Source organism: Nonomuraea maritima, from assembly GCF_900100395.1.
GTDB lineage: Bacteria > Actinomycetota > Actinomycetes > Streptosporangiales > Streptosporangiaceae > Nonomuraea > Nonomuraea maritima.
This window is the reverse complement of the sequence record NZ_FNFB01000002.1, coordinates 1-15301: the sequence shown is the minus strand read 5'-3', so window position 1 is coordinate 15301 and position 15301 is coordinate 1. Positions and strand designations below refer to the sequence as shown.

General features: G+C 69.2%; 15 protein-coding genes. 4 read left to right on the top strand and 11 right to left on the bottom strand.

The genetic code is table 11. From position 1 onward, the window contains the following. From BLR04_RS03675 to BLR04_RS03655, 5 genes are all read right to left on the bottom strand, one after another. Complete coding sequence (locus BLR04_RS03675) at positions 1-2025, bottom strand: SpoIIE family protein phosphatase (RefSeq protein ID WP_090759617.1); 2025 nt, start codon at positions 2023-2025, stop codon at positions 1-3. A gap of 139 nt (positions 2026-2164) precedes the next feature. Further along, the gene (locus tag BLR04_RS03670; protein WP_090759613.1) at positions 2165-2791 is read right to left on the bottom strand and encodes a response regulator; all 627 of its coding nucleotides are present in this window, start codon (positions 2789-2791) and stop codon (positions 2165-2167) included. Beyond that, on the bottom strand, positions 2788-4059 hold the full coding sequence (locus BLR04_RS03665; protein ID WP_143021948.1) for an NYN domain-containing protein: 1272 nt from the start codon (positions 4057-4059) through the stop codon (positions 2788-2790). The genes BLR04_RS03670 and BLR04_RS03665 overlap by 4 nt, the downstream gene beginning before the upstream one ends. A gap of 58 nt (positions 4060-4117) precedes the next feature. Further along, on the bottom strand, positions 4118-5653 hold the full coding sequence (locus tag BLR04_RS03660) for a hypothetical protein (RefSeq protein ID WP_090759608.1): 1536 nt from the start codon (positions 5651-5653) through the stop codon (positions 4118-4120). Next, on the bottom strand, positions 5650-6000 hold the full coding sequence (locus tag BLR04_RS03655; protein ID WP_090759606.1) for a hypothetical protein: 351 nt from the start codon (positions 5998-6000) through the stop codon (positions 5650-5652). The genes BLR04_RS03660 and BLR04_RS03655 overlap by 4 nt, the downstream gene beginning before the upstream one ends. 126 nt (positions 6001-6126) lie before the next feature. Between BLR04_RS03655 and BLR04_RS03650 the strand changes: the two genes are divergently transcribed. Next, positions 6127-6849 (top strand): TetR/AcrR family transcriptional regulator, encoded by a 723-nt coding sequence (locus BLR04_RS03650; protein ID WP_090759604.1) that lies wholly within the window; start codon positions 6127-6129, stop codon positions 6847-6849. Here the strand turns inward: BLR04_RS03650 and BLR04_RS03645 are convergent. Continuing rightward, positions 6809-8344, bottom strand: coding sequence for an FAD-dependent monooxygenase (locus tag BLR04_RS03645; protein ID WP_090759601.1), 1536 nt, complete (start codon positions 8342-8344; stop codon positions 6809-6811). The genes BLR04_RS03650 and BLR04_RS03645 overlap by 41 nt on opposite strands. A gap of 63 nt (positions 8345-8407) precedes the next feature. Next, entirely contained in the window at positions 8408-9004 is a 597-nt protein-coding gene (locus tag BLR04_RS03640; protein WP_176902916.1) for an acyl-CoA-like ligand-binding transcription factor, read from the bottom strand. 205 nt (positions 9005-9209) lie between these two features. On the opposite strand from BLR04_RS03640, the gene BLR04_RS03635 reads away from it, so the two are divergent. Beyond that, on the top strand, positions 9210-10682 hold the full coding sequence (locus BLR04_RS03635; RefSeq protein ID WP_090759599.1) for a multicopper oxidase family protein: 1473 nt from the start codon (positions 9210-9212) through the stop codon (positions 10680-10682). 4 nt (positions 10683-10686) lie between these two features. Here BLR04_RS03635 and BLR04_RS03630 read toward each other — a convergent pair whose 3' ends face one another. Both BLR04_RS03630 and BLR04_RS03625 read right to left on the bottom strand, forming a co-directional pair. After that, positions 10687-11094, bottom strand: a complete 408-nt coding sequence (locus BLR04_RS03630; RefSeq protein WP_090759596.1) for a VOC family protein — start codon at positions 11092-11094, stop codon at positions 10687-10689. Between the two features lie 25 nt (positions 11095-11119). Beyond that, positions 11120-11521, bottom strand: a complete 402-nt coding sequence (locus BLR04_RS03625; RefSeq protein WP_143021947.1) for a hypothetical protein — start codon at positions 11519-11521, stop codon at positions 11120-11122. A 59-nt stretch (positions 11522-11580) separates the two neighbouring features. On the opposite strand from BLR04_RS03625, the gene BLR04_RS03620 reads away from it, so the two are divergent. After that, the gene (locus tag BLR04_RS03620) at positions 11581-12153 is read left to right on the top strand and encodes an SUKH-4 family immunity protein (RefSeq protein WP_090759592.1); all 573 of its coding nucleotides are present in this window, start codon (positions 11581-11583) and stop codon (positions 12151-12153) included. 24 nt (positions 12154-12177) lie between these two features. On the opposite strand, the gene BLR04_RS03615 is transcribed toward BLR04_RS03620, so the two are convergent. After that, a complete protein-coding gene (locus BLR04_RS03615; protein WP_281191313.1) occupies positions 12178-12963 on the bottom strand; it encodes an alpha/beta fold hydrolase in 786 nt (261 codons plus the stop codon). A 263-nt stretch (positions 12964-13226) separates the two neighbouring features. Beyond that, entirely contained in the window at positions 13227-13856 is a 630-nt protein-coding gene (locus tag BLR04_RS03610; RefSeq protein WP_245740006.1) for a TetR/AcrR family transcriptional regulator, read from the bottom strand. Positions 13857-13950: 94 nt separating this feature from the next. Here BLR04_RS03610 and BLR04_RS03605 point away from each other — a divergent pair, with 94 nt between their 5' ends. Beyond that, complete coding sequence (locus BLR04_RS03605; RefSeq protein WP_090759586.1) at positions 13951-14970, top strand: glycoside hydrolase family 113 protein; 1020 nt, start codon at positions 13951-13953, stop codon at positions 14968-14970. Positions 14971-15301 lie beyond the last annotated feature (331 nt).

Below are 15301 nucleotides of genomic sequence, written 5' to 3'. Positions count from 1 at the left end.
TCAGTCCTGGCGGGCCGCGCGTGCGGCGAGCAGGGCGATGTCGTCCTGGCCCGCCATCGGCATCTGCAACAGCTTGTCGCAGAGGGCCTCCAGGGGCTCGCGGGCCAGGCAGGTGGCGGCGCGGCGGAGCCGTTCCAGCCCCACGTCCAGATGCTCCCCCGGCACCTTCACCAGGCCGTCGGTGTAGAACAGCAGCATGCTGCGCGGGGGAAGCGGCTCGACGGAGCTGGTCCTCGGCCGGTCGTAGGCCACACCCAGCATGGGGTCGACGGCGCCGGTGAGGAAGCGCGCCTCACCCTCGTAGGTGATGAGCAGGGGCGGCGGGTGGCCGGCCACCGAGTAGCACAGCACGCGGCTCCCGGCGCCGCCCTCCAGACGGCCGAGGACGCAGGTCGCCGTGTGCTCGCCGTTCAGCAGCTCAGTGGCGACGTTCAGGCGGCGCAGGATGTCGCCGGGGGGCTCCCTGCGGTCCATCGCCAGCCCTCTCAGCATGTTGCGCAGCTGGCTCATCGTCACCGCCGCCGACAGATGGTGCCCGGCCACGTCGCCGACGGACAGGATCGTGGAACCGTCCGGTGTGACGAACATGTCGTACCAGTCGCCGCCGATCTCCGAGGCGCTCGTGCTGGCCCGGTACCGTCCGACGATCTCCAGCCCCGGCACCTGCGGCGGGTCGGGGAGCAGGTAGGTCTGCAGCGCCAGGGCCACGCGCTGGGTCTGCTGGAAGCGCACGGCGTTGTTGAGGTGGGTGTGCGCGTGGTCGAGCATCCGGCCGAGCAGCTCGACGTCGGCCGCGGTGAGCCGTTCACGGTCGCCGACGACCACGGCGTGCACCACTGCCGCAACCGTGCCGTCCACGATCACCGGCACCAGCGCGAGACTGTTGGCCTGCTCGGCGATCGCCCACTGCTCGCCTCCCGGCGGGACGCTGCCCGGCGGCGGCTGTCCCTTGGGGAAGATCCGCAGGATCGGCTGACGGGTCCTGATCACCTCGACGAAATCGCACTCCTCCCCGATCAGCTGCGAGCCCGTCGACGGCGGACTGCCCATCCGCGCGAAGCTGATGAGGCGCTCACTGACGAACGGCGGCGAGATCGACCCGTTCTCGAACTGCGGAAGCAGGAAGATGGCGCACCCGTCTGCCAGGGCGGGCACGATGACGTCGACCAGCGTGCGCAGCACGTCGTCCAGGTTCCCGAGGTGGGCGGTGGCGGTGGCGGCCCGCTCGAGCAGCTTCCTGCGGCGTTCCTCCTGCCACTCCTGCTCGATGTCGGTCAGCGCGCCCACCCACTCGACCACCTCGCCGTCCTCGATCACGGGCACGGCGCGCGTGTGGACGTGCCGGTAGGCGCCGTCGGGTCTTCGCACCCGGTAGACGTACTCCCACAAGCCCCTCCGGTCGACCGTGTCCAGCCAATGGCTGATGACGGCCTGCCGGTCATCGGGGTGCATGGCGTCCTGCCAGCCGGCGCCGCGGTACTCCTCCCACGCCTGCCCGGTGAGCCGCTCCCATCCCGGGCACGGCTCGAACACCTCTCCCTTGGCATCGGTCACCCAGAGCGCCTGCTTCTCCAGTTGGACCAAGCTCAGGTAAAGCTGCAGGAAGCGGTGCCGTTCGTCGGCGACGGAGCTGCCCCACCAGCCGGACTCCGCCTGACGGTCGGCCTCCGCCACGATGACCATCACGCCGTGCTCGCCGCCGTCCAGCGGGATCCTCGACATGCTGACCGAGGCGTACCGCTTCTGGCCGATCACCGGACTTACGCGGTAGTCGAGCGGGACCTCGTCCAGGCTGATGTCCTCTCCCGTCGACCTGACCCGGTCGAGGAGCGTGACATGAGTGACGTCACGGAACATCTCCCTGGCAGGCACCCCGTGCGGGCGGGCACCGACGATGCACCGGCACGAGTCGTTCATGTAGACCAGCCGATGACCGGACCCGCTGAACACGGCCACGCCCACCGGGGCAGAGTCGAAGACGCCCAGCGACAAGTCGCTGACTCTTCGCGCGTCCTCACCCGTCATGGGCGCCTCCCAAGGTGCACGAATCCCAGGCGCGGTGTGGCCAGATTACCTAGACAAACGTCACATATAGCCATGAATACGACAGATAAACGCATGCAAATCAGTACAACGACAGATCCATGCATGGACGACCCCCCCATCAGGTCACCTGGCCGCTGCTCCACGCCCAGGCCGCGATGCCCACCCGGTTGGCCGCGCCCACCTTGCGCTGGATGTGTGCGATGTGCGTCTTGACGGTGCCCGGACTGATCGTGAGCTCGGCGGCGATGTCGGCGTTCGTGAGCCCGCGGGCCACCAGGCGGGCGACCTCCCGCTCCCGCGCCGTGAGCGGGTCCTCCAGCGGCGGCGAGGGCCGCCGGGTCAGGCCGCGCAGCAGCCGTACCGTCACCTGGGGGCTGATCAGCGTGTCGCCCGCCATCGCCGCGCGGACCGCCTCCACCAGCAGGGCGGGGCCCGAGCGTTTGAGCAGGAAGCCGCACGCGCCGTCGCGCAGCGCGGTGTGGACGTACTCGTCGAGGTCGAAGGTGGTCACGACGATCACGCGGGTCTCGGCGGCGAGCCGCCTGGTGACCTCCAGCCCGTCCAGGCCCGGCATCCGTACGTCGGCGAGCAACACATCGGGGCGCAGATGACGGGCCAGCTCGACCGCCCGCGTCCCGTCGGCGGCCGTGCCGATCACCGTCATGTCCGGTTGCGCGTCGAGGATCCGCCGGAACCCGACCCGCACGTCCTCCTGATCGTCGGCGACGATGATCCGCGTGGTCATGCCGCTCCCGTCCTCCGCGTAGGGGCCGTCACAACGGGACCTCCACCTTGACCTGCCAGCCGCGCCCGTGCGGGCCCGCCGCCAGCGCGCCACCGCGCGCCGCCAGCAGGTCGGCCAGGCCGGCCAGCCCGTACCCGCCGGGCCTCGCGCTGGGCGACGTGCCGCCGCCGTCGTCCGCCACCCGCACGCACAGGACATCCTCCGCCGTACGGATCTCGACCTCCACGGTGGTGGCGCGCGGGGCATGCCAGGTAGTACGCCAGGGTTGCGGCGGCCAGCGCGACCCCCCACAGTGGCCAGAGCAGTGACGGCGCCCAGATCGCCCACATGTCCCAGTCGCCGAGCGCCCCGTTCGCCACGTGCAGCCGCCAGTAGGCGAGCCCGCCCGAGAACACGATCACCGACACGAACGACGCCGGGACGACAGCCAGCATCGGCGGCACCGGCCTGCCGGCCCTGAACCAGACCCAGCGAGGAAAGACCTCGCCCCAGCGCTGGACGAGCCCGAGCGTGAGGACCGCACCCGCGAGCCCCATGAGGCTGAGGAACAGGCCGCCCCAGCGCAGCCCTGACCGGTCGAGCCACTGCCAGAACTCCTCGGTGATCCCCAACGGGACGCCCGCGGCCCACGCGAAGCGGCTGGCCTCGTACAGCGCGGGGACGGCAGCCGCGACCGCCACCGCCCACACCCCCCAGCGGCGCGCCCCCTCAGCCGTCGCCCAACGCGCCGGATCGCCCTCGCCACGCCCGCACCGAACGCACACACCCGCCGTACGCCGCTGGTACGCCAGGGCGGCCAGCGCCCACAGCAGCCCGCCCACCAGGACGACGAACAGGTTGACCCGTGGCCACGACACCAGGTCCGACATCGGCTGCCCGCCCGGCACCCCGGTGAAGGCGAACACCACCAGCACCGGCGCGTACGCCACCAGCATCAGCACCCGGTTGTCGGTGACCACCACGGTCAGCGTGACCGCCGCGATCCAGGCGAACCCCAGCAGCACGGCCCGCCCCCGCCGCACCCCGCGCGCGATCGCCGCCCCCGCGAGCGACCCCAGCACGCCGAGCACGGCGATCAACGGCGCCGCACCCTCCCCGGTGGCTTCCCCGAGCACCGACAGACCGGGCTCCCAGTCGGGATCGCCCCGACCGAAGGGAAACCCTCCACCACCGAGCGCCCAGAACAGCCCGAGCACCCCGTACCCCAACGACCAACCGGCCGCCGCATATCCGACCCAACTGGGCCACCGCGCCATGAGTTCTCTCATGGCTCAAGCCTCGAACGTGCCCGGCCGCCCGCCTATCCGCCGAACGGCAGATCTTCCGTCAGCCCTGCAGCCGTTGCCTGATGACCGCGAGCGCCTGATCGGCCTGCGAGTACAGCCGGAAGTACTCGTCGTGCTGTTCGTCCATCAGTGTGGTCACCACGCTGAAACGGTCACCGGGCACGATGAGGACGAACTCTTCCTCAAGAGGCACTTCCAGCGTCCGGTCCTGATCGTCACCGACGACCGTGTATTCGGGCGGGTTTCCTGCCTTCTGTTCCCTGCGGCTGGACCGTACGGAGATGGACACGATGTCCTTGTAACGGAATTCGCAGGTCTTCTCCACAGCTCCCCGCCTGCCCGTGACGAAGTCCACCGTTCCCTGGTACGCCCCGACCTTCTGCTGCGTCATCACCAGCACGAAGACGCTGAACCTGTCGGGGTAGTGGGGACCGCCCGGTTCGCGACGACGTAGCCGGCTGTTGCGTACGGGCCCGGTGACCACCAGGGGCGCCTGTTCCCTGCCGGTCTCGTCGACCAGCTGGCCGGCGACCAGCCCCAGCCGGTCCAGCGCCCTCGCCCGCGCCGCCTCCAGATCCGCCCGGAACCACTGCTCCAGCTGGTCGGCGGAGGGCCGCCACCGCCGGTATCGAGCGAGCCTGCGCTTGTACGCGGCGGTCCTCCGGGCGTTCTCGCGTTGGATCTCCTCGTACGACTCGGCGTTCCTGCGCTGGATCTCCGTGTGTTCCTGGGCGTTACGGCGTTCGATCTCCTCGTTCGTACGGGCGATTCGTCGGTGATTGTTCCGCATGGACACCAGCTTGGAGACGAGCCAGACAGCGCCCACGAGGATCAGGAAGGAGAGAAAGCCCGACGACAGCCACCACACGAGAGCACCGGCCGCTGCCGTTGTCCCGATCGCCGGCCCGTTCGGCGGAGACCCGGAAATCGGCTCGAGTTGCTGCGGCAGGAACTCCTCAGGCGTGAACTGCCGCGACGCGGGCCTGCGGGGCGCCTTGCCGAAGAAGGTCTTCATGTGCTTCTCGCGCTTGGCCTCGGGCTCTGCGGGCTCCGGGTCGTCGAGCGCCGCGTCGGACTCGTCGGCGAGGTACGCGTTCAGCATCCGCCACGTCGGACAGTCGCACGGGGGGATCAGCTCACAGATCAGCCGCGCCGCCTGGAGGTCCACTTCGAGCGCCTGGTCCTGCACCCGCGGCAGATCCGGGTGAGGGGCACGTCGCTGGGCGTGGCAGAGGTCCTCCTCCATGAGGCACCAGAGCGCGGCGGCGGACGGCGGCGCCGACTCCGAACGCAGGGCGGCGTCGAGCACGCGGAGTATCTCGGCCACCCGCGCCGGCGTGTGGTCGCGGGGAAGCTGCCGGCCGAGCAGCACGAGGACGTACTCCACCAGGGTCTCCGGCGAGGGGGCGGCGGCCTCCGCGAGATATTCGCGGTAGTACCGTTCGGCGTTGCCGTACTCGCCGTTGGTGAACGCGGTGTGCGCCTTCTCCAGGTTGTCCGCCGACCCGTGGACGATCCAGTTGTACTCGTTGTAGTGCTGGTCACCGTGGATGTGGCCGACGTTGTCGACTCTCACAGCACCATTCCTGATATCACGGTGACCGCGGCGCCGATCTTCGTGATGTCGTCGGCGGCTCCGCCCGCGTTCTGGAGGAGTTCGAGCGCTTTCCTACCGGCGTTCGCGAGTCGCCCGCTGAACCGGTTGGTGGTGCGCGCCTCCGTGATCTCGGCACGCAGCTCGTCGGCCACCTCCTGTCCCTGCGTCGCGGACACGGCGCCCTGCGCGACGAGCCGCTCGAGCCGGCCGATCGCCTGTTCCAGCCGGTACAGGGCTTCGTGCCCGTTCTGCTGGATCACCGGCGCCCGATACTCCTGGAAGGTCTGAGTGCCATGGATCGTGCTCTTGTTGTAGTTCACTTCCATGCGAGGCCTCCTGAGGCAGCAGTCGCGCGGCTAAGTACCGTAATGAAGTAAAGGCCATTAACTCCGAGAAGCCGCTTAAGCGCAAGTGGAATGGCTGGATCGGCAAAGTTGAGTCGAGGAGACCGAATGAGCGAGACCACGTCACGGCGTGAGGTGCTGCGCGAGCAGCTCGTACGCGACGCCAAGGCCGCGGCCCGCGAGCTCATACTGACCGAGGGGCTCGCGGGCCTGACCCTTGCCGCCGTCGCTCGTCGACTGGGTGTGACCTCTCCCGCCCTCTACCGCTATTTCGACGGCAGGAACGGCTTGGTGCAGGCCGTCTATGACGAGCTGGCCGGTGAGCTCACCGACGCGTTGCGCGAGGCCGTGGAACGTCAGGACCCCGATGACATCAGCGCCCAGCTGCACGCCGCCACCCGTGCCGTGATGACCTGGTCGGTCGCCAACCGCGTGGCGTTCGACATGCTCATGGGCTCCTCGTTCCGGACGGCCGCGTCGGAGGCCGACGTGGCCGACGTGATCCCGGTGAGGCTCGGAGCGCTGTTCGCCAAGCTCTTCACCCGCCTCTACAACGAGATCGGGCTCAAGCACCCCGCGGACGAGGAGATCCCCCCGGCGCTACGTCGCCAGCTGGAGGTCTATCGGCTGACGCTGAACCCCGACCTCCCCCTCGGGGTCATCTACCTCATGATCACCTGCTGGCGGCAGATCTACGGCCTGGTCAGCATGGCCGTCCACCAGCACATGTCCTTCGCCTTCTGCAACCACGACCTGCTGTTCGACGACATGATCGACCAGCTCCTCGCCCTCATCGGCCTCCGGCGCAGCCCTCGGCTGCGCATCGACTAGCGTCCAGCCAGCGTCGGATCGCCGCCCGGAGCGACGCTCGGGACTCGGCATCCGGCTCCGGGACGTCGGTGGCCCAGGCCACGTAGCCGTCGGGGCGCAGCAGCAGCGCCGTGCACGGCGTCGTGGAGCCGGGCAGTCCCGCGGTCGCGGGGTGTCCCCAGTCGCCGCCGGTGAAGTCGATCAGGTGCGGACGGCCGTCCCTGGTCAGCTCGGCGAGCCGGACGCCGTCCGCGAGGTCGAGGTCGGGCGCCCACCGGCCGGCCAGCGGATGGTCGACGCCCACGTCGTAGCGGATGTCGGCGCCCGACATCAGGTCGGCGATCCGGCCGACGTTGCGCGGGTCGCCGAGGAGTTCGGTGAACAATGCGCGCAGGCCGGTGACCTCGCTGCCCGGACCGATCAGCGCGGACTGCGCACGCGAGGACATCACCACCCGCTCGGCCGCCGGACGCCGCTCGGACTCGTACGTGTCGAGGAGGCCGTCAGGGGCGAGGCCCCGCACGTCGGCCGCGAGCTTCCAGCCGAGGTTGACCGCGTCCTGCAGGCCGAGGTTGAGCCCGGGCCCGCCGATCGCCGAGTGCACGTGGGCGGCGTCGCCGACCAGCAGCACCCGGCCGTCCATGAAACGCCCGGCCAGGCGGGTGTTGCCGCCGGTGAGCTTGCGCATCATGTGCGGCCCCTGGCCGTCGGGCGGGCCGAAGGCGATGTCGGCGCCGAGCACCCGGCGGACGCTGGCCCGCAGTTCGGCGAGCGTGAGCGGCCCCTCGGGGTCCTGTCCGCTCCACTCCATGGTGGAGATCAGCGGTGTGCCGGTGCCGGGGAGGGGCGCGTACACGAACACCCCGCGTTCGGTCCGGTGGTGCAGGAACGGCGGGATGGTTCCGTACCCGGGGATGTCGAGCCGGCCGGTGGCCGGATCGACGAGCTCGGCCGGCACGACGGCGTGCGCGGTGCGCGAGATCGTCAGGTCGGTCGTCACGCCGGGGAAGGCGATCCCGGCCAGTTTCCGTACGACGCTGTGCCCGCCGTCGGCGCCGACCAGGTAGCGCGTCTCGATCGTGTACGGCCCGGCCGGCCCGCTGACCTGGACGGTCACGCCATCCGCGTCCTGGGTGAACCCGGTGAGCTCATGGCCGCGCCGGATCTCGGCGTGGAGCTCGACGGCCCGTTCCTCCAGCATCTGCTCGATCCGGAGCTGCGGGACAGGAAGCAGGTGGAGGGGGTTGTCGTCCAGGACGCCCAGGTCGAGCGGCAACCCGCCGAAGACGAATCCGGGAGCGGGCTCGGGCGGGCCCTGGGTTCCGGTGAGCCGCTCGTACAGGCCTCGCCGGTCGAACATCCGTACCACCTGGCCGACCAGGCCGTTGGCGCGGTTCTCCCGGGTACGCTCCGGCAACCGCTCCAGGACCAGGGCGCGGACTCCGGCCAGACCGAGCTCACAGGCCAGCATCAGCCCGTTGGGCCCGGCTCCCGCTATGACGACGTCGGTGATCATGGCACTCCTTCAGGGCATGACGGATCGACCGACGGCAGGCCGGTGGATCGTCGAGGGGAAAGGTCAGGGCGTGGGCAGGCCGGCGGCGACCTGGCTGAAGGCGTCGCGCAGCAGCTCCTCGAACGGCGCCGGCGCGTCGCCGTGGAGCCACAGATGGATGACGGCGAGGATGGCGGTGCCGACCGCGCCGGCGACCAGATGGGGGTACAGGTCACGGTCGACGTCGGTGCCGGTGCGCTCGGCGACCGCCGCGGCCAGCGCGTCGACCGCGGCCGCGTGGGCCTTGAGGAACTCGCCCCGGTGCTCCGGATGCCCGCTCATCAGCTTGACCCCGGCGATCCAGCGCTCGTCGGCCGGACGTTCTTGCATGCCGAGCGCGAACCTGGCGAACACGGCATTGGTGATCGCCTCCCAGAGGGGTTCGTCGTCGGGCCGCGACCTCAGCTCGTCGGCGATCTGCACCGCCCGGTCGAGGTGTCTGGCCGCGATCGCCTCACCCTTGCTGGAGAAGTAGTTGTTGAACGTGCGGTGCGAGACGCCCGCCTCGGCGGCGATGTCCTCGACCTTGACGTTGTCGAAACCGCGCTCGACGGTCAGCTTGATCGCCGCCCAGCTCAGCGCGATCCGGGTCTCTTCTTTCTTACGCTCCCTCAGCCCCACACGACCACTCTACCTAAAAGTGCGAGCCTCGCAAAGATGCGGGCTACGCAAACTTGCGATCCACGCAAGTTTGCGACCGGGGGGCATCACCTGCGCCGATTACCCACAGTCGTAATGTGGGGCGAAAAGCTTTATGAAGCGGGCAGAAGCCCACCACCGAACTGCCGCTGCCGAGGCGACAAGGAGTGCCCAAGGGAGTTAGGTCATGTCGTTCGCTCGTCGCGAGGTGCTCAAAATGGGTGCCGCGGCCCTGCTGGCAGGAGGCGCGACCAGGGCGCTTCCCGCCGCCGCGACCACCACCGGGTTCGCAGGGTCCCGCAAGGCGGATCACACCCTGCGCATCGGAACCGGGCTCGTGGAGCTCGCGCCCGACACGATCATCTCCACCACGACCTACAACGGCCGGTTTCCCGGGCCGCTCATCCGGTTCACCGAGGGCCGCCCGGTCGTGGTCGACGTCCACAACGACACGGACACCCCCGAGCAACTGCACTGGCACGGCCAGATCGTCCCCGTCAGCGTCGACGGGTCGGCGGAGGAAGGCACCCCGTACATCCCGGCACACGGCATGCGCCGCCTGTCGTTCACCCCCGGACCTGCGGGTTTCCGCTTCTACCACACCCACGTGGTGCCGATGGGCGACCTGTCCAAGGGTCAGTACGGCGGCCAGGTCGGGCCCGTCTACATCGAGCCCAAGGACAACCCCGGCGCGTACGACCAGGAGGTCTTCCTGGTGCTGAAGGAGTTCCAGCCCGCCTTCAGCAGCAGCGGGGACATGGCGTCGGACTTCCTGGCCGGCTCCCCGGTGCCGGAACTGCGACGGAAGGGCGAGAGCGCGATGGCCGACTCCCTGCGGCGCGGCATGCCGCACGGCTACGAGGTCGGCTACAGCGCCTTCAGCATCAACGGCCGCAAGCTGGGCCACGGTGAACCGATCAAGGTCAAGGCCGGGCAGCGTGTGCTGTTCCACGTCCTCAACGGCAGCGCCACCGAGATCCGCAGCCTCGCCCTCCCCGGCCACTCCTTCCGGGTCGTCGCGCTGGACGGCAACCCGGTGTCACGCCAGGCCGAGGTGCCGGTGCTGTGGATCGGCACCGCAGAACGGGTGTCCGCGGTGGTGGAGATGAACCGTCCCGGCGTGTGGGTGCTCGGGGATCTGTCCGACGACGACCGCAACGCCGGCATGGGGACGGTGGTGCAGTACACCGGCCACCGCGGCACCCCGCGATGGGCCGCCCCTCCCAAGTTCACCTGGGACTACCGCACCTTCGCCCAGCCCGGCCCGCCGACCGTCCGGCCGGACCACGTCGTCGACATGCTGATAGAGAAGCGCAACGCCGCCGCCGACGGTTTCAACGTCTGGACCCTGAACGGCAAGGCGTTCGACATGCACACCGGCGGGCCCGTCGTGCGGGTCGAGCGCGGCGGGCGCTACCGGTTGCGCTTCCACAACGCGACCGACGACGTCCACCCGCTCCACCTGCACCGCGCCACCTTCGACGTCACCCACATCGCCGGCACTCCCGTCCATGGCCTGCTCAAGGACGTGGTGATGCTCGGCGGCTACCAGAGCCTGGCCCTCGACTTCACCGCCGACCAGCCGGGGCTGTCGCTGTTCCACTGCCACCAGCAGATCCACATGGACTACGGATTCATGTTCCTGCTGCGCTGCGCGTGACGCGTCATCGCTTGGGCCAGGTCGGGCCCTCGTCCGTCCAGATGACGCCCTTGTTGCGGCACAGGCAGAAGGGGTGGCCGATCGGGTCGGTGTAGATCCGCCAGCCGTAGCCCTCGGGGCCGATGTTGTCCTGCCGCAACGTGGCGCCGAGTGCGAGGAGGCGGCGCTGCTCGGACTCGATGTCGTCCACTTCGAAGTCGAGGTGGAACTGCTTGGGGTGCTCGGTGTCGGGCCACTGCGGAGCGCGGTAGTCGTCCACCCGGATGAATGCCAGTTCGATGTCGCCGAACTTGATGCCGGCCCAGAAATCATCGCTGCCGTCCTTGATCGGCCGGCCCGTCACCTCGGAGTAGAAGGACGCCAGCTTCATCGTGTCCGGGCAGTCAATGATGAAATCGGTGAGTCGTAGCATTCCGCGATCCTGCCACAACCAGCCCTCAGGAGGCAGGCCCGCTGAACCAGCGCCCAGCCGACGGCAGAAGCAGCAGGATGATGACGGCCCAGGTGAGGATGTGCTGACCGACCATCGCCTGCCAGGTCACCGTGGAGAAGAGCGCCAGGTCGAGAACGGTGGCCCCGATCACCAGCAGGTGCGCGGCGATGATCGCCCACCGCACGTACACGCGGCGGCTCGACCATCGACCCAGCAACCACCCGAAAAGAGCGGTGCTTCCTGCGGCGTGAATCAGCGCGGGAAGGATGCCCCAGTCAAAGGCGAAAAAGAATCCAGCCATCGTGACCGCCAACCCGACCAGGCCGAGAACCACTTCGAGCGTGATGATGAACTGCGCCGCTTTGAGGGTGCCCGGCATCGGGGGTGCCTTGGCGGTATTCGTCACAGCCCCATTCTGGGACAGAACTGAGAATTTCTGCACGGGTCGCGCGAGGATGTCGATCCATGAGCCCCTTGATCGACCGGACCATGATGGAGACCGTTTTTCCCGCCGATGAACTGGTCACCCTCGATGACCACGCACTCGCCGCGATGGCGCACGAGCCGACCAAAACCTTCCTGCGGGAGATCGGCCTGCCCGACCGGTACGGCTGGTTCGAGGCGGACCAGCGCCTGCTCGACGGCGACCTGCGGATCGGCGGCGACGCATGGCGGACGGTCGCCCTGAAGTATCCGAGTTGCCCGTTCGACATGTCGGCCTGGCTGTCCCTGGGAGGCATCGCCCTGGACGACGTCGTCGTGGACACGGTCACGGGGGTGGTGTACTGCGTCCCGGAGGACGGTTCTCCACATCTGCTCAACACGAGCATCGACACGCTGGCGTACTTCCTCCACGCGCTGGAGGAGGAACGGCCCGAGTACGACCCCGAGGCCGCCACCGACGAAGGCGTCGACCCCGAAGGCGCCGCACGAAGACTCCTGTCCCGAATGCGCCGAGCCGACACCGCCGCCGTGCAACACCCCGAGTCGACCTGGTTCTCGGTCCTCAGGCATGTGCGCAACCTCCTGCAGACCTGACAACGTGCGGCCGCGCGAAGACAGTCACAGACGAATCAGGTCGGCGACCTCCTCGGGCAGGCCGGGTGATGTCATGACATGGCCCATCCCTGGTACGACGTGCAGTTCCGCGCCCGGGATCGCGGCGGCCAGGGCCTCGCCGTGAGCGAGCGGATGGAGCGGATCCTGGTCGCCGTGCACGATCGAGGTCGGCGCGGTGATCGACGACAGCGGGGCGTGCAGGTCAGGGGCGTCCATCCACACGGCCCTGCGATGGTTGGCCGCGGCCGCCGGGTCGGTGGCCCGCGACAGCGCCAGCTCCAGCATCGCCCGGGCGGCCGGCTCGTCGAACGGCCGAACAGGACCGTTGAAGACCCGGAACAAGGCCACGTCGGACTCCACTCCCGGCGGCAGCTCGGCGGCCACATGCTCGAGGAACGCCGGCGTCGGCGGCGGCAGATCATCAGGATCGGCCGGCTCCCCGGCCTGCGCCCGTGCCCACGCCGGACGCGGATCGTGCCCCATCGGCGAGCTGGACATCACGGTCAACGACCGGACCCGGTCCGGCGCGTGCACGCCCAGCCATTGCGCGATCGTGCCGCCCAGGGAGGTGCCGGCCACATGAGCGGAGCCGAGTCCATGACCGTCCAGCACGGCCAGGCAGTCGCGAGCCATGTCCGCGATCGTGTACGGATGGGCGTCGAAGTCGACAACGCTGGACCGACCGGTGTCCCGATGATCGAACCGGATCACCTGCACCCCGCGCTCGACGAGCCGACCGACCAGCGCATCAGGGCAACTGACCCCCTGAGCAGCCGACCCCATGACCATCAGAACAGCAGGAAGCCCGGGATCTCCGACCCGCTCCGTCCAGATCTGCAACGACCCTGAGCGCACAAATCGCTCACATCCATCCATGAGGGCACGGTAGCCGCCACCAGCCGCCGAACGCCGACATTTATCGCCAGTGCCGGAGTCCCTACGCTGAAACCGTCCGTTCATCGCGATCGCCCAGGTGCCGGCAGGCCGTGTGGTCTTCACGCACAACTGCGGCGACCTGGAGGACACGCTGCGGTTCCAGGGCACCTTCCGAGTCACTGTTGCGCTCGTTGTTCGGCCGCGTCGAGTGCGGGTGCGAGGGGTGAGAGGGCGGCGCGGAGCAGGTCGGGCAGCGAGCCGGACAACACGACGAGCCCGCTGGTCGCGGCGGACGGCTGTACCCATGCGTGGAGTGCGACCCGAATCGCGGCGGCCACGCTCGCCGCGAGCACACGGGGGGTGTGCGCATCGGTGTCGCCGAGCCGTCGGGCGATCACGTCGGCGAGAGGGTGCTCGACCGCTCCGGCAGTCTCGACGAACGCCTCGCGCAGCGCGGGGCGGGCGGTGATGAGCAGCAACGCGTCGCGATGGCTCTCCCCCGGGTCGGTGTACTGCTCCACGATCGCCTCGACCACGGCTTCGGCGAGACCGACGTCGGGCCGGGCAGCCACAGCCGCCGCGACTCGCGCTTCTCGCTCGGCGGTGACGGCGGCGACGATCGCCTGTTCGCGGCTGGAGAAGTAGTTGTTGTAGGTCCGCGGCGAGACCCCGGCGGCCTCCGCGATGTCGTCGACGCGTACGTTCTCCAGCCCGCGCTCCAGGGCCAGGCGCAGGGCCGCCTCGCGCAACGCCTCCCTGGTGGCCTGCTTCTTCTGCTCGCGCAGCCCCGTCCGTCGTGTCGTCACCGTCCCAGCATGCCAGACAAATGCGTACGCGCAAACTTGCGTACCCGCAACTTTTGTTTTAGCGTTCGGGCCCTCCGACAGGAAGGACACACCCATGCGTGGCAAAGGCATCGCGTACGACACCGGCTTCGTACAGAACGGCGAGATCTCCCGTGAGCGCTTCGATCTCGACCTGGTCAGGCGGGAGCTGGCCATCATCCGTGACGACCTGCACTGCAACGCCGTCCAGATCGTCGGCGGCGATCCGGAACGGCTGGAACTGGCCGCCCGCTGCGCCGCCGAACTCGGGCTGGAGGTCTGGTTCTCGCCCTATCCGCTGCAACTGACGACCACCGAGATGTCGGCGCTGTTCGCCGACTGCGCGGAGCGGGCGGAGCGCGTCCGTCAGACGGGTGCCGACGTCGTGTTCGTCACCGGTGTCGAGTTGAGCATCATGAACCGGGGGTTCATGCCCGGCGACACCATGGAGGAGCGGCTCGGACTGCTGCTGGGCCGTCCCGACGGCCGGGCCGAGCGGCTCGCCGAGACGAGTGCCCGCCTCGACGACTTCCTCCGCGAAGCCGTCACAGCGGTACGCGAGCGTTTTCAAGGGAAGCTCACCTACGCCTGCATACCGTTCGAGCGCGTCGACTGGACGATGTTCGACATCATGTCGGTCGAACTCATCCGGTCCGCCGAGGTCGCCGACCAGTTCCAGGAAGGCGTGCGCAACCTGGTCGCCCAGGGAATGCCGGTCGCGATCACCGGTTTCGGCACGGCGACCTGGCGGGGCGCCGGCGACGTCGCACCGCGCAGCATGGAGATCGTCGAGCACGACGAGACCGGTCGCCCGGTCGGGCTGAACGGGCACTACGTCCGCGACGAGGCCGGCCAGGCCGCCTACCTGAGCGAATTGCTGGAGATCTTCGAGACGGAAGGCGTCGACAGCGCCTTCGTGTACCTCTTCGCGCTCGACAGCCACCCGCACCGCCCCGACGACCCCCGCCACGACCTCGACCTGGCCAGCCTCGGCATCGTCAAGGTCCTCGAAGGCCGCAACGGCGACACGTACCCGGACATGCCCTGGGAACCCAAGACCGCCTTCACCACCCTGGCCGACTGCTACCGCGACTGACAGTGATGATGTAGATGAGCGTCTCCCGCCAGGGTCTGACCCAGCGACTGACTGACCTTGGGTCCTCAACGGGATCTGTCGGCCCTGGCCGGGAGGCGCTCATCTGCACTCACCGGACGTGGCGCCCGTGACTTCATAGGAGCCTGGCCAGAGGCCCCATCACTGTCTTGTCCGCGTTGCCCGGCTGGTGCGTGCCGCCCTGCCCCCGGTCAAGACGACAGGACGACGATGACTTCCATTACACCCGAAAACCCGCCGATGCCAGAAGTCGCCGGCGGCGTGGACACTCACCAGGACACCCACACCGCAGCGATGATCGACTCGGTCGGCC